Raw genomic sequence first — 22521 nt, forward strand, 5'->3', positions numbered from 1 at the left:
TTAGGAAAAACAAACTTAACAAATCAGTCTTGTCAGGAGAAGCTCTGGCCCACTCACCGGCGGCACTCCGTCGCGACCAATAAAGACAAGAGGCACATGAGCATGAGTGGACTCGACAAGCGCGTTTACAGCTACGAGGAAGCCCTGGACGGGCTGACCGACAACATGACCGTCCTGGCCGGTGGTTTCGGCATCTGTGGCATTCCCGAGAACCTGATCGCCGAGATCCGCCGTCGTGGCGTCAAGGGCCTCACCGTGGTTTCCAACAACTGCGGTATCGATGGATTCGGCCTGGGCGTACTGCTCGAAGACCGCCAGATTCGCAAGATGATTGCCTCCTACGTGGGCGAGAACGCCCTGTTCGAAAAGCAGCTGCTCAGCGGCGAACTGGAAGTCGAACTGACTCCCCAAGGCACCCTCGCCGAGAAGATGCGCGCAGGTGGTGCCGGCATCCCGGCCTTCTTCACCGCCACCGGCTACGGCACCCCGGTTGCCGAAGGCAAGGAAGTGCGTGAGTTCAACGGTCGCAAGTTCATCCTCGAGCCGTCGATTACCGGCGACTTCGCCATCGTCAAAGGCTGGAAGGCCGATCACTTCGGTAACGTGATCTATCGCCACACCGCGCAGAACTTCAACCCGCTGGCGGCCACCGCCGGCCGTATCACCGTGGTCGAGGTGGAAGAAATCGTCGAGCCGGGCGAACTGGATCCGGCACACATCCACACTCCCGGCATCTATGTCGATCGCATCATCCAGGGCAGCTTCGAGAAGCGCATCGAAAAGCGCACCGTTCGCTCCTGATCCTGACCACGACAAAAAGAATTCGAGGAAACCGACATGGCACTGACCCGCGAACAGATGGCCCAGCGCGTGGCCCGCGAACTGAAAGACGGCTACTACGTGAACCTGGGGATCGGCATCCCGACCCTGGTCGCCAACTACGTGCCCGAAGGCATGGAAGTGATGCTGCAGTCCGAGAACGGCCTGCTGGGCATGGGCGCGTTCCCTACCGACGCTGAAGTCGACGCCGACATGATCAACGCCGGCAAGCAGACCGTAACCGCGGTGAAGGGTGCTTCTATCTTCTCCTCCGCCGAGTCCTTCGCGATGATCCGTGGCGGTCACGTGGACCTCACCGTGCTCGGTGCGTTCGAAGTGGACGTGCAGGGCAACATCGCCTCCTGGATGATCCCGGGCAAGCTGGTCAAGGGTATGGGCGGCGCCATGGACCTGGTGGCCGGTGCCGACAACATCATCGTCACCATGACCCATGCGTCCAAGGAGGGTGAGTCCAAGCTGCTGGAGAGCTGCTCGCTGCCGCTGACCGGCGCCGGCTGCATCCGCAAGGTGCTGACCGACCTGGCTTACCTGGAGATCGAGAATGGCGCTTTCATCCTGCGTGAAACCGCACCGGGTGTGAGCATCGCCGAGATCGCCGAGAAAACCGCCGGCCGCCTGATCGTCCCGGACGACGTGGTCGAAATGACGTTCTGATTGCTCTGCCGCTCTGGAGGAGGCCACCACGCATGGCGCTCCTCCGGCGCGGTTTTTTTAATGTATTTGCAGGAGCGAGCTTGCTCGCGAAGATCGCTTCGATTCGCGAGCAAGCTCGCTCCTGCGTATCAAATGGAGTCCTCCATGCAAGACGTCGTAATCGTTGCCGCCACCCGTACCGCCATTGGCAGCTTCCAGGGTGCCCTGGCCAACATTCCCGCCCATGAACTGGGTGCTGCCGTAATCCGTCAGCTGCTGGCCCAGACCGGTTTGAAAGGCGAGCAGGTCGATGAAGTGATCCTCGGCCAGGTACTCACCGCCGGTGCCGGCCAGAACCCGGCGCGCCAGGCCGCCATCCTCGCCGGCCTGCCCGTCGAAGTACCGGCCATGAGCCTGAACAAGCTCTGCGGCTCTGGCCTCAAGGCCCTGCACTTGGGCATCCAGGCGATTCGCTGCGGTGATGCCGAAGTGATCATCGCCGGCGGCCAGGAAAGCATGAGTCTGGCGCCCTACATCCTTCCGGCAGCCCGCACCGGCATGCGCATGGGCCACGCCAAGGCCCTGGACAGCATGATCCATGACGGCCTGACCGACGCCTTCAACGGCTATCACATGGGCGTTACCGCCGAAAACCTGGTGGAGAAGTACGGCCTGACCCGCGAGCAGCAGGACGCTTTCGCCGCCGCTTCCCAGCAGAAGGCCGCCGCCGCCATCGAGGCCGGGCGTTTCAAGGATGAGATCACCCCCATCCTGATTCCGCAGAAGAAGGGCGACCCTGTCGCCTTCGACACCGACGAAGGCCCGCGTGCCGGCACCACCGCCGAGTCCCTGGCCAAGCTGAAGCCAGCCTTCAAGAAGGACGGCAGCGTCACTGCCGGCAATGCCTCCACCCTCAACGATGGCGCTGCCGCTGTGGTGCTGATGAGCGCCAACAAGGCCGAGTCCCTGGGGCTGCCGGTGCTGGCGCGGATCAAGGCCTACGCCAACTCCGGCGTCGACCCGGCCATCATGGGCATCGGCCCGGTGACCGCTACCCGTCGTTGCCTGGACAAGGCCGGCTGGAACCTCGCTGACCTGGACCTGATCGAAGCCAACGAAGCCTTCGCCGCGCAGTCGCTGTCGGTCGGCAAGGAGCTGGGTTGGGACATGGCCAAGGTCAACGTCAACGGCGGCGCCATCGCCCTGGGTCACCCCATCGGCGCTTCCGGCTGCCGCGTACTGGTGAGCCTGCTGCACGAAATGATCAAGCGCGACGCGAAGAAGGGTCTTGCCACCCTCTGCATCGGCGGTGGCATGGGCGTGTCCCTGGCCATCGAGCGCTAAGCCGCAACACATTCGACCCGCGCTGCGGGTCATGTAGGGTGGAAATCGCTTTTGATTTCCACCCTAGGCGCTACGTCCGGACTCCGATGGTGGATCGATGAAGCGTGATCCACCCTCCGGTAGCTTCACCCTCGTAGGTTGGCGCTGAGTTAGGCGGGCCCAATCGTTGGGCCTCGCAGGCTCGGACCAACCTACGGCTGCTTCACCTATAACTAGAAAGTTCCAACGGACCGGGCCCACCTGGTCCTCGCAAGGCCATCACGCACGAGCCCAAGGCCGAACGGTCACGGGCACCAGACCTCGCCATGCCCCAATAGGGCGTGGCGTCGTCGTTTCAGACAGAAAGAGGGCAAAGACCCTCGGATTCGACCAAGACCACTGTCCCGGCGCCCGGCTGCAATTGCGGCTGGGCGATTGCCGATAAAAACAACACTCCCGAGGTACCCGATGGCCACACAACTTCAAGAAAGCCGCTCAGCACGCTTTGCCATGCGTTGCTCCGCCTGGGCGGAACGCTGGTTCCCCGACTCCTGGGTCTTCGCCGCAGTTGCCGTACTGCTGGTTACCGTCGCTGCCTTGGGCATGGGTGCCCCGGCCAGCCAGGCCGCCAAGGCCTTCGGCGACGGATTCTGGAGCCTGATTCCCTTCACCATGCAAATGGCCTTCGTGGTCATCGGTGGCTACGTGGTCGCCAGCTCCGGCCCGGCCTCGCGCCTGATCGACCTGTTGGCACGCGTGCCGAAGAACGGCCGTTCTGCCGTGTGCTGGGTGGCGCTGATCTCCATGGTCGCGTCACTGTTGAACTGGGGCCTCTCCCTGGTGTTCGGAGGCCTGCTGGTACGCGCGCTGGCCCGCCGTGAAGAGCTCAAGATGGACTACCGAGCCGCCGGTGCCGCCGCCTACCTGGGCCTGGGCGCCGTGTGGGCACTGGGGCTTTCGTCCTCGGCCGCGCAGCTGCAGGCCAACCCGGCCAGCTTACCGCCGTCGATCCTCGCCATCACTGGCGTGATCCCCTTCACCGAAACCATCTTCCTCTGGCAGTCGGGCGTGATGCTGCTGGCGCTGGTCGTCGTGTCGCTGATCATTGCCTACATGACCGCACCCAGTGCCGCCAGCGCCCGTGACGCCAAGGCCTGCGGCATTGACCCAAGCTTCACCGCACCGCCGCAGGTCAAGCCGACCCGTCCGGGCGAATGGCTGGAACACAGCCCATTGCTGATCATCCTGCTGGTGGCTCTGGCGGGTGGCTGGCTGGCCCAGGAGTTCGCCAGCAAGCCGGCGATCACCGCCATCTCCGGCCTGAACACCTACAACCTGCTGTTCATCATGGCTGGCGCTTTGCTGCACTGGCGCCCGCGCAGCTTCCTGGATGCCGTGGCCCGCGCTGTGCCCACCACCACCGGCGTGCTGATCCAGTTCCCGCTGTACGGCTCCATCGCCGCCATCATGACTACCGTGAACGGCAGTGACGGTCAGACCCTGGCACACCACATCTCCACCTTCTTCGTGCAGATCGCCAACCACGACACCTATGCGCTGCTGATGGGGGTGTATTCGGCCGTACTGGGCTTCTTCATCCCATCCGGTGGCGGCAAGTGGATCATCGAGGCGCCCTATGTGATGCAGGTGGCCAATGAGCTGCAATACCACCTGGGCTGGTCGGTGCAGATCTACAACGCCGCCGAGGCGCTGCCGAACCTGATCAACCCGTTCTACATGCTGCCTCTGCTGGGCGTTCTGGGCCTGAAGGCGCGCGATCTGATCGGCTTCTCCTTCGTCCAGTTGCTGGTGCACATCCCGCTGGTGATGGTGCTGCTGTGGGCGCTGGGTACGACGCTGACGTATGTGCCGCCGGTCATGCCCTGAGGGTAAGGAGGGAAGGCATCCCTCACCCGATCACGTCGCGCAATCCTGAACGGTCGCACGGACAGCCCCCTCTCCCTAAGGGAGAGGGTTGGGGTGAGGGGGCATGCCTTTCACCCAACAAGACCTTCAGATTGAAACCGTAGCCGGAGCGCTACGCACTCCTTGGCGAATGAATTCGCCCCTGTAGCGGAGGGGCGAACCGCTATCAGCCCCTCTTCGCCAGAATGGCTCGCGCCACCCGCGAGCCATTTTCCTTGCCGAGCACTGCGCAGATGCGTTGGCCGGCGTCCACCAGCCTGCCCATGTCGATGCCGGTCTCGATGCCCATGCCATTGAGCAGGTAGAGCACGTCCTCGGTGGCGACGTTGCCGGTAGCGCCCTTGGCATAGGGGCAACCGCCCAGCCCCGCGACCGAGCTGTCGAACACGGCGATGCCTTCCAACAGGCTGGCATGAATGTTCGCCACGGCCTGGCCGAAGGTGTCGTGGAAGTGACCGGCGAGCCTGTCGCGCGGCACGCGGGTACCCACCACGTTGATCAGGTGGCGGGTTGCGCCGGCGGTGCCGGTGCCGATGGTGTCGCCCAGGGAAACTTCGTAGCAGCCCATGGCGTAGAGCTCGGCGGCGACGGCGGCCACCTGCTCGGCGGGCACCTCACCGTCATAGGGACAGCCCAGCACGCAGGACACGTAGCCACGCACGCTGATGCCATTGGCCTTGGCCGCTTCCATCACCGGCAGGAAACGTTCCAGGCTCTCGGCGATCGAGCAGTTGATGTTCTTCTGCGAGAAGGACTCGGATGCGGCGGCGAACACCGCCACTTCCTTCACTCCAGCTTCCACCGCGGCTTCGAAGCCTTTCAGGTTCGGCGCCAGAGCCGCGTAGGTCACGCCGGCCTTGCGCTGAATCTGCGCGAAGACTTCGGCGGAACCTGCCATCTGCGGCACCCACTTGGGCGATACGAAACTGCCGACTTCGACATAGCCGAGGCCGGCGGCGGTGAGATCGTCCACCAGGCGCACCTTATCGGCGACGCTGATGGGTTGTTTCTCGTTCTGGAGGCCATCGCGCGGGCCGACTTCGACCAGGCGAGCCTTGCTGGGAATAGTCATTGCGTCATCTCTCGAGTCAGGGTGTCCGGCTTTGCAAGCCCGGCACCAACCTACGACCTAAATGCATTGGTGCGCACGGCGCACCCTACATCCGGGATCTCCCAGGTAGGGTGCGCCGTGCGCGCCGGACAAGGCGTCAGGCCTCCTCCAGCTCCACCAGCGCGGTGCCTTCGTTGACCAGCTCGCCCTCGGTGCAATACAGCGCCTTGACCACGCCGTCGTGGGGCGCGCGGATGCTGTGTTCCATCTTCATGGCTTCGAGCACCACCAGGGCGGTACCGGCCTCGACTTTCTGACCGGCCTCCACCAGGACGCGCACGATACTGCCGTTCATGGGCGCCGTCAGCCCGCCGTGATGGGCGTGGCTGGCTTCCACTTCCTCGATGGGGTCGACGCGGGTGACGCTGCGCAGTTCGCCGTTCCATTCCAGGTAGAGGTTTTCACCGCGACGGATCGCCAGGTGCTGGCGGCGCAGGCCGTCCTGCTCCAGGGTGATCTGTTCGCCCTTGAGCTGGATCGGGCTGGCGGCCGCACCGCGCAGACGTATGACCTGGCGCTCGTCGCCGCAGGTCAGGTGCAGGTCGGTTTCGCTCGGCAGGCCAGCGCGCCAGCCGCTGTTGCGGCTCCAGGGCGAGTGCGGGTCGTCGCCGCGCACGCGCTCGGCTTCGCCCTGGCGGAAGGCTTCGCCAGCCACCTGCCAGAAGGCCGGGGGCAGGGCAATCGGGGCGGGAAGCAGCTGCTCCTGGTAACGGGCGATGAAGCCGGTGTCCAGTTTCGCGTCGGCGAAGGCCGGGTGGGCCAGTACGCGACGCAGGAAGGCCAGGTTGGTCTTGAAGCCGCCCACGGCGGTTTCGTCGAGCATCGCCAGCAGGCGTTGACGGGCTTCTTCGCGGTTCTCGCCCCAGGCGATCAGCTTGGCCAGCATCGGGTCGTAGAAGGGCGATACCTCGTCGCCTTCGGCCACACCGCTGTCCACACGACGGCCTGGGCCGGCGTTGGCTTCGCGGTAGAGGGCGAGGCGGCCGCTGGCGGGCAGGAAGTCCTGGTCCGGGTCTTCGGCATAGAGGCGCACTTCGATGGCGTGCCCGATCAGTGGCACCTGTTCCTGGGTGATGGGCAGCGCTTCACCACGAGCAACGCGAATCTGCCAGGCCACCAGGTCCAGGCCGGTGATGGCTTCGGTAACCGGGTGCTCCACTTGCAGGCGGGTGTTCATCTCCATGAAGAAGAAGTCGCCGCGCTCATCCAGCAGGAATTCCACGGTGCCCGCACCCACGTAACCGATGGCCTGGGCGGCGCGCACGGCGGACTCACCCATGGCCTTGCGGATTTCCGGCGAGAGGCCGGGCGCGGGCGCTTCTTCCACGACTTTCTGGTGACGGCGCTGGATGGAGCAATCGCGCTCGTTCAGGTACAGGCAGTTGCCATGGCTGTCGGCGAACACCTGGATTTCCACGTGGCGCGGCTTGAGGACGTACTTCTCCACCAACATGCGCGAGTCGCCAAAGGCGGACTGGGCTTCACGCTGGGCGGAGGCCAGCGCTTCGGCCAGTTCGCTTTCACGCTCGACCACCTTCATGCCCTTACCGCCGCCACCCGCGGCGGCTTTCAGCAGCACCGGGTAGCCGATGCGTTCGGCGGCGGTGCGGAAGGTTTCCAGGTCCTGGGCTTCGCCGTGGTAGCCGGGCACCAGCGGTACGCCGGCGGCTTCCATCAGCGCTTTGGCGGCGGACTTGCTGCCCATGGCGTCGATGGCGGTGGCCGGCGGGCCAAGGAAGATCAGCCCGGCATCAGCGATGGCGCGGGCGAAACCGGCGTTCTCCGAGAGGAAACCGTAGCCGGGGTGGATGGCCTGTGCGCCGCTGGCCTTGGCGGCGGCGATCAGCTTGTCCACCAGCAGGTAGCTTTCCGCTGGCTTGGCGCCACCCAGGTCGACGGCGATATCGGCTTCGCGCACATGGCGGGCGTTGCGGTCGATGGCGCTGTGCACGGCGACGGTTCGGATACCCAGCGCCTTGGCAGTGCGCATGACGCGGCAGGCAATCTCACCGCGGTTGGCGATCAGCAGGGTGGTGATCATTGTTATTGCTCCTGCCAGGACGGTTTGCGTTTTTCCAGGAAGGCGCGCAGGCCCTCCTGACCTTCGGGGCTTACACGGATGCGGGCGATGGCGCTTTCGGTGTAGCGGCGCAGGTTGGGGCTGAGAACGCCACTACCGACTTCGCGCAGCAGATCCTTGGTGGCGCTCATGGCCTGCGGGCTGTTCTGCAGCAGATTGGCGGTCCAGGCCTCCAGCGCCTGATCCAGCTCCTCGGCCGGATAGCACTCGGCGAGCAGGCCGAGTTCGCGGGCACGTTCGCCGCTGAAGCGCTCGGCGGTCAGGGCATAGCGGCGCGCAGCGCGTTCACCGATGGCCTGGACCACGAAGGGGCTGATCACTGCCGGCGCAAGGCCGATACGCACTTCCGACAGGGAGAACTGCGCGTCCACCGCACCGATGGCCATATCGCAGCAACTGATCAGGCCCAGAGCGCCCCCAAAGGCGGCGCCTTGCACCACGGCCAGGGTGGGCACCTTGAGGTGGTAGAGGTTGTACATCAGCTCGGCCAGTTCGCGGGAATCGTCGAGGTTGGCGTTGTAGTCGAGCTGGGCGGATTCCTGCATCCAGGCCAGGTCCGCACCGGCGGAGAAATGCCGGCCACGGCCGCGCAGGATCAGGAAGCGCACCTTGCCCTGGTCCTTGATGGCGTCCAGGGCGAGGATCAGTTCGCGGATCATCCCGGCGTTGAAGGCGTTGTTCTTCTCCGGGCGGTTGAGCCAGAGGGTGGCGACGCCGTTGTCGGCGAAGTCCAGTTGCAGCGTGGTGAAGTCGGTCATCGTGCTCTCCTGTAGGAGCGAACTTGCTCGCGATCAGCGGTGGTTCCCGGGTTCGCCAGCAAGCTGGCTCCTACGACGGCTCCACCGCTCGCAAGCAGGAGTTACATGCGGAACACGCCGAAGGTGGTCCGCTCGATCGGGGCGTTGAGGCTGGCGGAGAGGGCCAGGCCGAGCACGTCGCGGGTCTGCGCCGGATCGATCACACCGTCGTCCCACAGCCGCGCGCTGGAGTAGTACGAATGCGCCTGGCGCTCGTACTGCTCGAGGATCGGCTGCTTGATGCGCGCTTCGTCCTCGGCGCTCAGGCTGTGGCCGGCACGTTCGCTCTGTTCGCGCTTGACCTGGGTGAGCACACCGGCGGCCTGCTCGGCGCCCATCACGCCGATGCGCGCGTTGGGCCACATCCACAGGAAGCGCGGGTCATAGGCGCGGCCGCACATGCCGTAGTTACCGGCGCCGAAGCTGCCGCCGATGATCACGGTGAACTTCGGCACCTTGGCGCAGGCCACTGCCGTCACCAGCTTGGCACCGTGCTTGGCGATGCCGCCTTCTTCGTACTTCTTGCCCACCATGAAGCCGGTGATGTTCTGCAGGAACAGCAGCGGGATGCCACGCTGGCAGGCCAGCTCGATGAAGTGCGCGCCTTTCTGCGCGGCCTCGGCGAAGAGAATGCCGTTGTTGGCGAGGATGGCGATGGGGTAGCCGTGCAGGTGAGCGAAGCCGCAGACCAGGGTGGTGCCGAACAGCGCCTTGAACTCATCGAACTCGGAATCGTCCACGAGGCGGGCGATGACTTCTCGTACGTCGAAGGGTTGCTTGGCGTCAGCCGGGATCACGCCGTACAGCTCGTCACTGGCGTAACGCGGGGCGAGCGGGGCGCGCAGGTTCACTTCGCCGGCCTTGCGCCAGTTGAGGTTGGCGATGCTGCGACGGGCGAGCGCCAGGGCGTGCTCGTCGCTCTCGGCGTAGTGGTCGGCCACGCCGGACACTTTGCAGTGCACGTCGGCGCCGCCCAGTTCCTCGGCGGTCACCACTTCACCGGTGGCGGCCTTCACCAGCGGCGGACCAGCCAGGAAGATGGTGGCCTGGTTGCGCACCATGATGGTTTCGTCGGACATCGCCGGCACGTAGGCGCCGCCGGCGGTGCAGGAGCCCATGACCACCGCGATCTGCGGAATGCCCATGGCGCTCATGTTGGCCTGGTTGAAGAAGATGCGGCCGAAGTGTTCGCGGTCGGGGAACACGTCTTCCTGGCGCGGCAGGTTGGCGCCGCCGGAGTCCACGAGGTAGATGCACGGCAGGCGGTTCTGCTGGGCGATGGTCTGGGCGCGCAGGTGTTTCTTCACGGTCAGCGGGTAGTAGGAGCCGCCTTTTACCGTGGCGTCGTTGGCCACGATCATGCATTCCACGCCTTCCACGCGGCCGATGCCGGCCACGACGCCTGCGGCGGGTACGTCTTCGCCATAGACCTCATGGGCGGCCAGCTGGCCGATCTCCAGGAAGGGCGAGCCCGCGTCCAGCAGGCGGTTGATGCGCTCGCGGGGCAGCAGTTTGCCGCGCGAGGTATGGCGTTCCTGGGCCTTGGCGCCGCCGCCTTCATGGATGCGGCCGAGCAGGGTGTGCAGGGCACCGACCTGTTCGAGCATCGCCGCGCTGTTGCGGGCGAACTCCGGGGAACGGGTATTGATCTGGGTGTGCAGGATGGCCATCTGGCGCGCTCCGTCGAGTGTCTGTGCCGGCGCTTTCCTGTAGGAGCCAGCTTGCTGGCGAAGCCTTGTTCTCCTACAGGAGTGCGGTGTGGCGATCAGCGGGTTTCGTTGAACAGCTCGCGGCCGATCAGCATGCGGCGGATTTCGCTGGTGCCGGCGCCGATCTCGTAGAGCTTGGCGTCGCGCAGCAGGCGGCCAGCCGGGTACTCGTTGGTATAGCCATTGCCACCGAGCAGCTGGATGGTGTCCAGGGCCATCTTGGTGGCCATCTCTGCGGTGTAGAGGATCACCGCGGCTGCGTCCTTGCGCGATTCCTCGCCGCGGTCGCAGGCCTTGGCCACGTTGTACAGGTAGGACTTGGAGGCGTTCATGCCGGCGTACATGTCGGCCAGCTTGCCCTGCACCAGCTGGAACTCGCCGATGGACTGCTTGAACTGTTGGCGCTCGTGCACGTAGGGCAGCACCACATCCATGCAGGCGGTCATGATCCCGGTCGGGCCGCCCGAGAGCACGGTACGCTCGTAGTCCAGGCCGCTCATCAGCACTGCCACGCCACGGCCTTCCGCGCCGAGGATGTTTTCCTCCGGCACCTCAACGTCTTCGAACACCAGCTCACAGGTGTTGGAGCCGCGCATGCCCAGCTTGTCCAGCTTCTGGTGGCGGGAGAAGCCCTTGAAGTCGCGCTCGACGATGAAAGCGGTCATACCGCGAGAACCAGCGTTGACGTCGGTCTTGGCGTAGATCACGTAGGTGCTGGCGTCCGGGCCGTTGGTGATCCACATCTTGTTGCCGTTGAGCACATAGCGGTCGCCTTTCTTTTCGGCGCGCAGCTTCATCGACACTACGTCCGAGCCGGCGTTGGGTTCGCTCATGGCCAGCGCGCCGACGTGTTCGCCGGAGCACAGCTTGGGCAGATACTTGAGTTTCTGCTCGTGAGTGCCGTTCTTGCGGATCTGGTTGAGGCAGAGGTTGGAGTGGGCACCGTAGGACAGGCCGACCGAGGCGGACGCGCGGCTGATCTCTTCCATGGCTACAACGTGAGCCAGGTAGCCCATGTTGGTGCCGCCGTACTCCTCTTCCACGGTCATGCCCAGCAGGCCCATGTCGCCGAACTTGCGCCACATGTCCATGGGGAACTCGTTATCGCGGTCGATCTGAGCGGCACGCGGGGCCAACTCGGCTTGAGCGAACTGATAGACGGAGTCGCGCAGCATGTCGATGGTCTCGCCGAGACCGAAGTTGAGAGTGGGATAGCTCATCGTTACACCTGTGCTTGTCATTGTCGGTGAGTGGGGGAGGGGTCAGGCGTTGACGCCCTGTTTGCGTTCGGTTTCAGCCATGGCCGCCAGGCAGCGTTCCTCGGCCGTATCCAGTTCCAGCTGCATCTGCTGGATATCCAGCAGTTGCTGTTCAAGTTGCGCGCGGCGCGCGGCGATCTTGTCCATGAAGGTTTGCAGCTGCTTGCGGTTGCCGCTGCTGGGGTCGTAGAGGTCGATCAGCTCCTTGCATTCGGCAAGGGAGAAACCGATGCGCTTGCCGCGCAGGATGAGCTTCAGCGCCACCAGGTCCTTCGGGCTGTAGATGCGTTCCTGGCCTCGGCGCTCGGGGCTGAGCATGCCTTGCTCCTCATAGAAGCGGATGGCGCGGGTGGTGACGTCCAGTTCGCGGGCCAGGTCGGAGATGCTGTAAGTGGTGGGCATTGTCAGGGCTCGTGGTGTTTACCTTTACGTTAACGTAAACCTGTGCCAACCTGACTGTCAACTGCGCACCGCAATGGCAGACGACCGCCGGAATGGCTTGATACTTGCTCCTTGCAGGGGAGTGGCGCCGCTCTTTACGGACGCGGGCCGGGGGTGTAGACATTCAAGGCGTGCGACTGACCGCCGGACCATGCCGGGGCGCACGCTGGAGCGAGAGATGGCGCAAGACATTCGAATAAAAACCGCTGCCGATCCACTGCACGAGTCGCGGCAGGCTCGACTGAAACTGGCCAGCGAGGGTGAACTGCCCCAAGGCGTGCTGCGTGACGAAATCGACGCCTCCTGGCGGCGCAGCCTGGGCCATGGCCTCAATTGTCTGGAAGGCGATCAGGTGGGCCTGGAACAGGGCCACGACCTGCAATTGCTGCTGGACAGCAACCGCCTGCTGATCGACGCCGCCACCCCGGAGCTGGAATACCTGGTCAGCCAACAGGGCAAGGGTGGGCTGATCATCCTCGGCGACGCCCAGGCCAACGTCCTGGCCATCGAGGGCCAGACCGAATTCCTCAAGACTTTCGGCCTGCGTGACCTCAAGCCCGGCAGCTGCTGGAGCGAATCCTTGCGCGGCACCAACGCCATCGGCACCGCGGTGGTCGAAGGGCGCCCGACGCTGATCAACTGCGGCGAGCATTACCTCGATCGACTCAGCCCGTTTTCCTGTACCTCGGTACCCCTGCGCGATCCCCAGGGGCGTGTGGTGGGTGTGCTCGACCTGACCCGTGAAGGTGTCATGGCGCAGCCCCAGGACAACCTCTCCACCCTGATGCTGGCGGCGGGCAACATCGAGAGCCGGATGTTCGGCCTCTGCTACCCCGACCATCTGGTGCTGGCCTTCCACAACCGTCCGCAGTACCTCGGCAGCGCCTGGCACGGCCTGTTGGCGCTGAGCCTCGACGGCGAAGTGCTGGCTGCCAACGAACGTGCCTGCGACCTCTTGCAAGTACGCCGTGAATCCCTGGTGGGGCGTCGTTCCAGTGACCTCATCGGCGAGCGCTCGCCGCAGTTCATCGCGCGCCTGCTGCAGGGTGGCGTGAGCAGCGTGCAGACCGCCAAGGGCGAGTTCTTCTTCCGTGCCTTGCAGGTGCCTCGCCACACCAACCTGAGTGGTCCTGCACCCACAGCCAAGGCGCCGTCCGCGCAGAAGGCCCAGATACTCGAAGAACTGGCTGGCCGCGACAGCCGCTTCGCCCGTGCCCTGCGTATGGCCCGCCAGGGGCTGGCCAACGAGCTGCCGGTGCTGCTACTGGGTGAAACCGGCACCGGCAAGGAAGTGGTCGCCCGCGCGCTGCACCAGTCTGGCCCGCGCGCCGACAAACCCTTCGTGGCGGTGAACTGCGCCGCCATCCCCGAGGGGCTGATCGAATCCGAGCTCTTTGGCTACCGTGAAGGCGCCTTCACCGGTTCGCGCCGTGGCGGCATGGTCGGCCGACTGATGCAGGCCCATGGCGGCACCCTGTTCCTCGATGAGATCGGCGACATGCCGCTGAGCCTGCAGGCGCGCCTTCTGCGTGTGCTGCAAGAGCGCAAGGTGGCGCCGCTCGGTGCCGGCGAAGAGCAGGACATCGACGTCGCGGTGATCTGCGCGACCCACCGCGACCTCAAGCGCCTGGTGCAGGAAAAACACTTCCGCGAAGACCTCTACTACCGCATCAACGGCGTCAGCCTGCGCCTGCCGGCCCTGCGCGAGCGCGACGACCTGGCGGGAATGATCAGCGGCGTGCTGCACAAGTTCGGCGCCACCAACGTCAGCCTCGACAAGGACCTCACCGAGCTGCTCGCCGGTTACGACTGGCCAGGCAATATTCGCCAGCTGGAAATGGTCCTGCGCTCGGCCCTGGCCATGCGCGAGGAGGGCGAGAAGGTCCTCGGCCTCGACCACCTCACCGACAGCCTGCTGGACGAACTGACCGCCAGTTGCCGCCAGCCCGGCAGCATCCGCGAGAACGAGCTGGAGCTGATCCGTGGCGCGCTGGACCGCCACCAGGGCAATGTCTCGGCCGCCGCCGATTCTCTCGGCATCAGCCGCGCGACCCTGTATCGCAAGTTGAAGCAGCTGCGCGGATGACATTTCCTGTAGGAGCGAATTCATTCGCGAAGGACCGCGCAGCGGTCCATGGCATCAGCCGCGAACCTGTCACCCGAATCGCGAATGAATTCGCTCCCACTACAGCCAACCGACATTCCGGCATTCCATGACCCGCCTCTTCCTCAAACTGGTGGAAACCAGCGACCCTGACCTGTTGCGCCGTGCCCTGGCCTGGCTCTATGGCTTCGTGCGCCCGCAATTGCGCGCCATCCTGGTGTTGCTGGGCCTGTCCCTGGCCGCATCCCTGCTGGTGCTGGCCCAGCCCTGGCTGACCAAGACCCTGATCGACGACGGCTTGTTGGCCAAGGACTTCGGCATGCTGGTGCAGGTGGCCGTGGCGATGATCGCCGTCGGCATCCTCGGCACGGTGCTGTCCGGCATCAACCGCTACCTGCACACGCGGCTTTCCGGACGCATCCTTTTTGCCCTGCGAGATGACCTTTATCGCCACCTCCAGCAGCTTTCGCCCGCCTTCTATGGGCGCAAGCGCATCGGCGACATCCTTTCCCGACTGGATGGCGATGTAGCGGAGATCCAGCGTTTCGCCGTGGATTCACTGTTCTCCGCCGTCTCCAGCGTCATTGGCCTGATCGGCGCAGTGGCGCTCATGTTGCTGCTGTCCTGGCAGCTGTCGTTGCTGCTGGCGCTGTTGATCCCCATCGAAGTGCTCTGGCTGCGCTGGATGCGGCGCAAGGTGGAACGGGAAGTGCGCAGCCTGCGCGAGCGCTCGGCAGACGTGTCCTCCTTCCTGGTGGAAACCCTGCCGGCGATGAAGTTCATCCAGGCCGCGGGCCAGCAAAAGCGCGAATCCGGTCGTCTGGAAGGTCTGGGCCAGGGCTATATGAGCCAGTTGCTGCGGGTGCAGGTCACTGAGTTCTTCACTCACGCCGTGCCCGGCACGCTCACCTCGCTGTCCCGCGCCTGCGCATTCCTTATAGGCGGCTACTGGGTGATCCAGGGCACCTGGCAACTGGGCGCGCTGATCGCCTTTTCCACCTATCTCGGCATGGCCGTCGGGCCGGTGCAGAGCTTGCTGGGGCTGTATGTCGCCCTGCAGCGCATGACCGTCAGCCTTGGTCGGGTGATGGAACTGCAACAGGAACCTGTGCCGGTACGCCAGCCCAAAGCACCGAAACCCATGCCGGAGGGTAGGGGGGAGCTGCGCCTGGAGGGCGTGCACTTCGCCCATGAACAGCGTGCAGGTAACGTGCTGAACGGCTTGGACGCGGTGATCCCCGCGGGGCTCAAGGTGGCCGTGAGCGGCGCTTCCGGCGTCGGCAAGTCGACCCTCATCGACCTGCTGCAACGCTTCTACGACCCGGACCAGGGGCGCGTCCTGCTGGATGGCGCCGACTTGCGCGAGCTTGACCTCTTCGCCCTGCGCCGGCGCATTGCCGTCGTCAGCCAGGACATCGTCCTGTTTCGTGGCACGCTGGCCGAGAACCTTTCCTACAGTGCCCCGGACGCCAGCCGCGAAGCCCTGGAACAGGTGGCGCGGCTGGCTCGCCTCGATAGCCTGATCGAGTCCCTGCCATTGGGCCTGGACAGTCCGCTGGGCGAGCGCGGCCAGCAGCTCTCCGGCGGCCAGAAACAGCGCATCGCCATCGCCCGCGCGTTGCTGCAGGACCCGCTGATCCTGGTGCTGGACGAAGCGACCTCGGCGGTGGACGAAGCCACCGAGCGTGAGGTGATCGCCGCCATCGACCAGCTCTTTGCCGGACGCACGCGCATCCTCATCAGCCACCGGCCTTCCACCCTGGCTCAGGCCGATATCGCCTTTCGTATGGAGCACGGCCAACTGCACGGCCTGGAACCCGAGCAGGTGACTCATGGCCATTGAACTCGCCATCGGCATCATCGACAGCGGCTTTGCGCTGGAACAGGGCGGGCTCGTCGCTCAGTCGCGCCGTTTCTGGCTGGAAGGCGGGGAATTGAAGGAAGGCGACACCCAGCCCGACGCCCTTGGCCACGGCAGCGTGGTGCTGGACACCCTGACGAGCCAGTGCGGCCCGGTCCGCCTCTGTGTCGCCCAGGTCTTCGCTGAGCGCTGGCAGACCAGCCCCTTGCAGATTGCCGCCGCCTTGCATTGGCTGATCGACCAGGACGTCGCGCTGGTGAACATGAGCCTTGGTCTGCGCAACGACCGCCCGGTGCTGCGCGAAGCCTGTGTGCTCGCCCATGCCGCCGGCATCCTGCTCTGCGCCTCAAGCCCCGCCCAGGGCGATCCGGTGTACCCGGCCGCTTATCCGGGCGTGATCCGCGTGACCGGTGACGCCCGCTGCGCGCCGGGGCAATGGTCCTGGCTGAACAGCCCCCAGGCCGACTTCGGTGCTCATGTGGCGGCGGCCAACGGCTTGGCCGGCTCCAGTGTCGGCTGCGCGGCACTGAGCGGAGTCATCGCCGGCTACCTGCAAGCCCGTCCTGGCGCCAGTCGTGAGTCGCTACTGGAGTGGCTGCGCGAAGGCGCCACCTACGAAGGGCCGGAGCGTCGTGGTCATGTCTGAAATCGTCGTGCTCGGCGCGGGCCCTGCCGGCGCAGCGGTCGCATTGGGGTTGAAGCGACTCGGCTATGGCGTGCGTGTGATCAGTGAATGGCGGCGCTTTGCAGCAGTTGAAGGCGTCTCCCAGCGCGTGCTGGACGGCCTGCGTCAGGCTGGCCTGCAACAGGCACTCGCCTGTGCTGCGGCCCCTTCGCCCCGTCGGGTGCTGTGGAATGGCGACGGCCAATCCATCAACCAGGAATCCCTGCTGGATCGCCCTCGCTTCGATGCGGCCATCCGCGAAGACCTGCGCGAGGCCGGTATCGAAGTACTGGAAGCTCGCGTGTTGAAAGTGGAAAGCACCGATGACGGTCACCTGATCCAGATCGAAGCGGGCGTACCACTGCGCGCCGACTTCCTCGTTGAAGCCCGTGGTCGCCAGGCGCCCCTGGCCGGGGGGCGTCTGCGCGGGCCGGAAACCCTGAGCCTGCTGAACCAGTGGCAGGAATCACCCGGTCGCCCGGGTTCGGCGGTGGAAAGCCTGCGCGATGGCTGGGCCTGGATGGCGCGCCTGGAGGATGGGCGCTGCTACTGGCAGATCACCCTGGACGCCCGTGACCTGCCGCCCAAGGACCAACTACCCGATTACTGCGCTCAGCGTCGTGCCGAATCGGCACTGGTGCGCGAGCTGTTTGGCGAAAGTGCGTTGCACCCCGCCAGCCTGCACGCCCGCAGCAGCACCGCCATTCTCTTTCATGAAGCCAGCGGCGCGAACTGGCTGAGGGTTGGGGACGCCGCCATGGCAGTGGACCCGCTCTCCGGCAACGGCATCTTCCAGTCTCTGTCTTCCGCCCTGCAGGCGCCGGCGGTGATCAATACCATGCTGCAACGCCCGGAGCGCACCGACCTTGCCCGGCGGTTCCACCAGCGCCGGGTGGAACACCTCTTCCTGCGTTTCGCCCGCACCGGTCGGGACTTCTACGCCCTGGAACAGCGCTGGCCCGACCAGCCCTTCTGGCGCGACCGCCGCATCTGGCCGGATGCCGAACCCATGCATGCAGCAGCCGATTTCAGTCAGGTGAGGGTAGCGCGCGCCCCGGTGATCCACGGCGATCTGATCGACGAAGCCGAAGTAGTGGTCACCGCCGACCAGCCCCTGGGCATCTGGTACCTGCAAGGTGTCGAACTCGCGCCCATCATCAATGCCCTCCGGCGAGGGGACCTGGATCGCGCACTGGCCACCTTGCCCGAATCCCAACGGCGGATGGTGCAAGGCTGGTTGCTGGCGCAGGGCTATCGGCCCTGAAGTCCCGGCAGTACAGCCTGTACGATGGATGGCACTCTTTCCGTCCACCTGATCCCCAGCCAGCCTGCAAACGCCATTATTTTGCTTTCACGGTTCTACGCAAAAAGACCTATCAGGCATTAGCGCTGTCGCATTTGGATCGGCGGGCATCGTCCTCGCGCAAGTCGCCTTTCACCTGTCGCGCGACCATCGCGGGGCAGTGATCATTGCCCGCCACGGCAGGTTCAAAACCTTACAAGAAGAAAGGCATTCAAAGCTTGAGGAGGCCCATGCACAAGACACCTGGATCACCCGTCGACAAGGTCGTTTTCTGGGGGGCTGCGGCGATTTCAGCCTCGTTGGTCACCTGGGGGGCGCTCGCGCCCACGGCCATGGCGACGGCGTCGCAGGCGCTGCTGAACACCATCATCGACTGGTTCGGCTGGAGCTTCGTCCTCTCCACGGCGTTCTTCCTGGGTTTCGCGCTGTTCCTGGCTTTCAGCCGCTTCGGCCGAATCAGACTGGGCAAGGACGACGAACAGCCCGAGTTCAGCACGTCGTCGTGGATCGCGATGATGTTCAGCGTCGGCATGGGGATCGGCCTCATGTTCTGGGGCGTGGCCGAGCCGATCACACACTTTTCGACGCTGCCCAACGACCTGGCGCAGCCGCACTCCAGGGAAGCGGCCAAGGTCGCAATGGGTTACGCCTACTTCCATTGGGCGTTCCATCCCTGGGCGATCTACGCCATCGTCGGCCTGGTGATGGCTTACTTCTCGTTCCGCAAGGGACTGCCGAACCTGATCTCCAGCGCCTTTACGCCTTTGATCGGCGAGGCAGGTGTGCGCGGGCCATTGGGCAAGTCGATCGACGTGCTGGCGGTTCTGGCCACTCTTTTCGGCACTGCCACCTCGCTCGGCCTGGGCGCGCAGCAGATCAACAGCGGCCTGAACTACCTCTGGCACACCGGCGAATCGAACAGCATTGCATTGGCGATCATTGCGGTGATGACGGTGCTCTTCATCCTTTCCGCAGTGTCCGGCGTGGGCAAGGGGGTGCAGTTCCTGAGCAACGTCAACATGGTGGTCGCGGTGTTGTTGTTGCTGTTCCTGGCGGCGGTTGGCCCCAGCGTATTCATCATGAACACCCTGGTCGCATCGATAGGCGAATACCTCCGCGAACTGGTGCCGATGTCGTTCCGTACCGCGGCTTTCAGCGATGGCAAGTGGCTCGCTGGCTGGACCATCTTCTACTGGGCCTGGTGGATCTCCTGGGCTCCCTTCGTCGGTACCTTCATTGCGCGAATTTCGCGAGGCCGCACCATTCGCGAGTTCGTCATCGGCGTCATCTTCATTCCCAGCGGCGTCACCATGGTCTGGTTCGCGATCATGGGCGGCGCGGCCCTCTACTCGGAGCTGGCAGGCGCGGGTGGCATTGCCGCAGCGGTGAATGACCAGGGACCGGCAGTGGCGCTCTTCACGTTGCTGTCCCAGTATCCCGCTGCCACGCTGACTTCGTTTGCGGCCATTGTGCTGGTCGGCGTGTTCTTCATCTCGGGAGCCGACGCGGGTTCCATTGTCATGGGCATGCTGTGTGCCCGCGGCAGCCTGCAGCCGCCAGGCTGGCTGGTGGTGCTATGGGGCACGCTGGCCAGTGCGGCGGCCTCGGTGCTGCTGGTGATGGGCGGCCTGGTAGCGTTGCAGACCGCCGCCATCATTTTCGCCGCGCCATTCCTGGCGGTGATGGTGGGCTTGTGCGTGTCGCTGTGGAAGGCACTGCTGAGCGAGCGGCAGGTCGGCGTGGCGCATGACCCGCTTGCCGCGCTCCGCGACCGAGCGCCAGCCGCTTTGGATTGAAGATGAAGCCCCAAGCGCCGCGCAAGTTTCACCCCCACGCGCGCGGCCAACCCCCCTCTCCCTCGGGGAGAGGGCTGGGGTGAGGGAATTTGATCTCAGCCCGGACTGGACAGGTCTCCCCTGTAGGGGTGAACTCATTCGCCAAGGGCAAGGCAGTTGCCCCTCGGCAACAACCCTCTGACCTCCATCGCCAGCCACCGGATGCTCACTGCCACGCTGCAAGGCTATCGCCGGGCCCGTCCGCGTTGCGCCGGAAGAAGTCGCGCAGGTGCTCGACGAAGAAGGACACCTTTGCCGACAGGTTGAGGCGTTCGAGATAGACCGCGTAGATGTCTGCAGGCGGTGTTTCATAGTCCCCCAACACTTCCACCAGGCGGCCGGCGCGCAGGTGACTGGCGAGGTTCCACTCGGCGCGCATGAGAATGCCGTGACCATCCAGCGCCCAGTTCAGCGCCACCTCGCCATCGTTGGTGCTGAGGCCGCCGCGTACCTTTATCGACTCCGTCTGCTTGCCCAAGCTCAGGCGCCAGATGCCGAAGGCCGCATCGTTCTGACGTAGCACGATGCAGTTGTGCTGCACCAGGTCCTTGGGTGTTTCGGGACGACCGAAGGCCTCGAGGTAGGCCGGTGCAGCACACAACCTGCGGCGGTTCGCGGCGATCTTGCGGGCGATCAGCCGGGAGTCGGGCAACTCACCGAAGCGGATGGCGACGTCGATGGCATCGTCCGGCAGGTTGATCGGCCGGTCGGTCAGGTGCAGCTGTACCTCGACTTCCGGATAGCGCCTGACGAACGAAGAGATCGCCGGGCCGACATGGGTGCGGCCGAAGCCCAGCGGCGCATTGACGCGCAGCAGCCCCTTGGGCTCGGCCCGGCTGCTCGACACCTGACTCTCCATTTCCTCGATCTCGCCAAGGATCCGTTGCGCGTTGATCAGATAGAGCTCGCCCTCGGCGGTGAGGCTGATGCTGCGCGTGGTGCGATTGAGCAGGCGCACGCCAAGGCGCTGCTCGAGTTGCGCAAGCCGCTTGGAAACCGCCGGCGGCGTCAGATTGAGCTCCCGCGCAGTGGCTGCAAGGCTGCCCGCCCTGACCAGTTGGGTGAAGAAGGCCAGCTCCGATACCTGATTCATAATTAACCTGAAGGAAACAATGAAATAACTTTCATTGTATTACGCGACTTCAGGAAAACCATTAACTTTGCTTTCGTGAATTACCCACATGAAATCTGGGTCATTTGCCAGCCACAGCCTGATGCGGCCGCCCGGGCGCCAACTACATCCGACTCACAACAATAATTCGGAGAAAACCATGGCCAAGCGATACCTAGGAAAGCTCTATGTCCAGGTTCTGATCGGCGTGACCATCGGCATCTTGCTCGGTGCGATCTGGCCCCAGTTCGGTGCCGATCTGAAGCCTATCGGCGATGCCTTCATCAAGCTGATCAAGATGGTCTTCGCGCCAATCATCTTCGCCACGGTGGTGCTCGGCATCGCCAAGATGGAGAACATGAAGGAGCTCGGCCGGGTCGGCATGCGCTCGCTGATCTACTTCGAAGTCCTCTCGACCTTCGCCCTGGTGCTGGGCCTGGTGGTAGTCAACTTCGTGCAGCCCGGCCAGGGCATGAACGTCGACCCGGCCACCCTCGACATCAAGAGCATCTCTACCTACACAGCCACCGCGGCGAGTAGCTCCGGCAGCTTCACCGACTTCCTGCTGCACATCATTCCCGCCAGCGTCACCGACGCATTCGCCAAGAACGAAATCCTGCAGATCCTGCTGTTCTCGACCCTGTTCGGCATCGCCCTGGCTCACCTGGGACCGCGCGGCAAGCCAGTGGTGGATGTACTGGAAGCCTTCTCCCACGGCATGTTCTACATCGTCGGCATGGTCATGCGCGTTGCACCGCTGGCTGCCTGCGGCGCGATGGCCTTCACCGTCGGCAAGTATGGTCTTGGCTCGATCGTTTCGCTCGGCAAGCTGATGGCGACCATGTACCTGACCTGCTTCCTGTTCGTGGTCTTCGTCCTCGGCTTCATCGCCCGCTTGTCCGGCTTCAGCCTCTGGAAGTTCCTCAAGTACCTCAAGGAAGAACTGTTCACCGTGCTGGGCACCAGTTCCTCGGAATCGGTCGTGCCACAACTGATGAACAAGTTGGAGAGCGTCGGCGTCTCCAAGCCGGTGGTGGGGCTGGTGATTCCCTCCGGGCTGACCTTCAACCCCGACGGCCAGTGCATCTACTACACCATGGCGGCCATCTTCATTGCCCAGGCCACCAACACACCGTTGACCCTGACCGACCAGTTGATCGTGCTCGGCGTGCTGCTGCTCACCTCGAAAGGCTCGGCGGGCGTCACTGGCTCCGGCTTCATCACCCTGGCCGCCACCCTGGCCTCGATGGACAACATCCCGGTCGCCGGCATGGTGCTGCTGCTCGGTGTCGACCGCTTCATGTCCGAGGCGCGCGCCATCACCAACACCATCGGAAATGCGGTTGGAACCATGGCCATCGCCAAGTGGGTCGGTGCCCTCGACAAATCCCGAATGGATCAGGTGCTGAGCGGCAGCGAACTGCCGGAACAGAGCCAGGCGCAGCAATCATCGCTGCCGAGCCACGCCGTAAAGCCGGCCACGACCGCCAGCGGCGCCTGACTCAGCGGACCCGCCAACAGAAC

The 22521-nt window shown here is 64.6% G+C and carries 17 protein-coding genes; 10 read left to right on the forward strand and 7 right to left on the reverse strand.

Going from position 1 to position 22521, the window contains the following annotated elements:
• Positions 1–102 precede the first annotated feature (102 nt).
• The 4 genes from E8E75_RS13230 (at position 103) to E8E75_RS13245 (ending at position 4683) form a co-directional block, all read left to right on the forward strand.
• Positions 103–801, forward strand: a complete 699-nt coding sequence (locus E8E75_RS13230; RefSeq protein ID WP_120655174.1) for a CoA transferase subunit A — start codon at positions 103–105, stop codon at positions 799–801.
• Between the two features lie 36 nt (positions 802–837).
• Positions 838–1494, forward strand: a complete 657-nt coding sequence (locus tag E8E75_RS13235) for a CoA transferase subunit B (protein WP_120650552.1) — start codon at positions 838–840, stop codon at positions 1492–1494.
• Positions 1495–1638: 144 nt separating this feature from the next.
• Positions 1639–2817: an acetyl-CoA C-acetyltransferase gene (locus tag E8E75_RS13240; protein ID WP_120650554.1), complete on the forward strand. Its 1179-nt coding sequence runs from the start codon at positions 1639–1641 to the stop codon at positions 2815–2817.
• 447 nt (positions 2818–3264) lie between these two features.
• Positions 3265–4683: a TIGR00366 family protein gene (locus E8E75_RS13245; RefSeq protein WP_120650556.1), complete on the forward strand. Its 1419-nt coding sequence runs from the start codon at positions 3265–3267 to the stop codon at positions 4681–4683.
• 205 nt (positions 4684–4888) lie between these two features.
• On the opposite strand, the gene E8E75_RS13250 is transcribed toward E8E75_RS13245, so the two are convergent.
• The 6 genes from E8E75_RS13250 to E8E75_RS13275 all read right to left on the reverse strand — a co-directional run bounded on the left by E8E75_RS13250 (position 4889) and on the right by E8E75_RS13275 (position 12080).
• The gene (locus E8E75_RS13250) at positions 4889–5794 is read right to left on the reverse strand and encodes a hydroxymethylglutaryl-CoA lyase (RefSeq protein WP_153920699.1); all 906 of its coding nucleotides are present in this window, start codon (positions 5792–5794) and stop codon (positions 4889–4891) included.
• Positions 5795–5930: 136 nt separating this feature from the next.
• Positions 5931–7874 (reverse strand): acetyl/propionyl/methylcrotonyl-CoA carboxylase subunit alpha, encoded by a 1944-nt coding sequence (locus E8E75_RS13255; protein WP_153920697.1) that lies wholly within the window; start codon positions 7872–7874, stop codon positions 5931–5933.
• 2 nt (positions 7875–7876) lie between these two features.
• Complete coding sequence (locus tag E8E75_RS13260) at positions 7877–8671, reverse strand: gamma-carboxygeranoyl-CoA hydratase (RefSeq protein ID WP_120650561.1); 795 nt, start codon at positions 8669–8671, stop codon at positions 7877–7879.
• 101 nt (positions 8672–8772) lie between these two features.
• Positions 8773–10380, reverse strand: coding sequence for a carboxyl transferase domain-containing protein (locus E8E75_RS13265; protein ID WP_153920695.1), 1608 nt, complete (start codon positions 10378–10380; stop codon positions 8773–8775).
• A gap of 95 nt (positions 10381–10475) precedes the next feature.
• A complete protein-coding gene (locus E8E75_RS13270; protein WP_153920692.1) occupies positions 10476–11639 on the reverse strand; it encodes an isovaleryl-CoA dehydrogenase in 1164 nt (387 codons plus the stop codon).
• A gap of 42 nt (positions 11640–11681) precedes the next feature.
• Positions 11682–12080, reverse strand: a complete 399-nt coding sequence (locus E8E75_RS13275) for a MerR family DNA-binding transcriptional regulator (RefSeq protein WP_028630063.1) — start codon at positions 12078–12080, stop codon at positions 11682–11684.
• A 217-nt stretch (positions 12081–12297) separates the two neighbouring features.
• Here E8E75_RS13275 and E8E75_RS13280 point away from each other — a divergent pair, with 217 nt between their 5' ends.
• The 5 genes from E8E75_RS13280 to E8E75_RS13300 all read left to right on the forward strand — a co-directional run bounded on the left by E8E75_RS13280 (position 12298) and on the right by E8E75_RS13300 (position 19847).
• Complete coding sequence (locus E8E75_RS13280) at positions 12298–14205, forward strand: sigma-54-dependent Fis family transcriptional regulator (protein ID WP_120650567.1); 1908 nt, start codon at positions 12298–12300, stop codon at positions 14203–14205.
• Between the two features lie 127 nt (positions 14206–14332).
• Entirely contained in the window at positions 14333–16066 is a 1734-nt protein-coding gene (locus tag E8E75_RS13285) for an ABC transporter ATP-binding protein (protein ID WP_280359127.1), read from the forward strand.
• A complete protein-coding gene (locus E8E75_RS13290; RefSeq protein ID WP_120650571.1) occupies positions 16056–16730 on the forward strand; it encodes a peptidase S8 and S53 subtilisin kexin sedolisin in 675 nt (224 codons plus the stop codon). Before E8E75_RS13285 ends, E8E75_RS13290 begins: the two co-directional genes overlap by 11 nt.
• Positions 16723–18012: an FAD-dependent monooxygenase gene (locus E8E75_RS13295; RefSeq protein ID WP_280359129.1), complete on the forward strand. Its 1290-nt coding sequence runs from the start codon at positions 16723–16725 to the stop codon at positions 18010–18012. Before E8E75_RS13290 ends, E8E75_RS13295 begins: the two co-directional genes overlap by 8 nt.
• A gap of 206 nt (positions 18013–18218) precedes the next feature.
• A complete protein-coding gene (locus E8E75_RS13300) occupies positions 18219–19847 on the forward strand; it encodes a BCCT family transporter (RefSeq protein ID WP_218584179.1) in 1629 nt (542 codons plus the stop codon).
• Positions 19848–20052: 205 nt separating this feature from the next.
• On the opposite strand, the gene E8E75_RS13305 is transcribed toward E8E75_RS13300, so the two are convergent.
• A complete protein-coding gene (locus tag E8E75_RS13305) occupies positions 20053–20979 on the reverse strand; it encodes a LysR family transcriptional regulator (RefSeq protein ID WP_120650577.1) in 927 nt (308 codons plus the stop codon).
• A gap of 178 nt (positions 20980–21157) precedes the next feature.
• Here E8E75_RS13305 and E8E75_RS13310 point away from each other — a divergent pair, with 178 nt between their 5' ends.
• A complete protein-coding gene (locus E8E75_RS13310) occupies positions 21158–22498 on the forward strand; it encodes a dicarboxylate/amino acid:cation symporter (RefSeq protein ID WP_120650579.1) in 1341 nt (446 codons plus the stop codon).
• Positions 22499–22521 lie beyond the last annotated feature (23 nt).

Source organism: Pseudomonas sp. BN606 (assembly GCF_029873115.1).
Classification (GTDB): Bacteria; Pseudomonadota; Gammaproteobacteria; order Pseudomonadales; family Pseudomonadaceae; genus Metapseudomonas.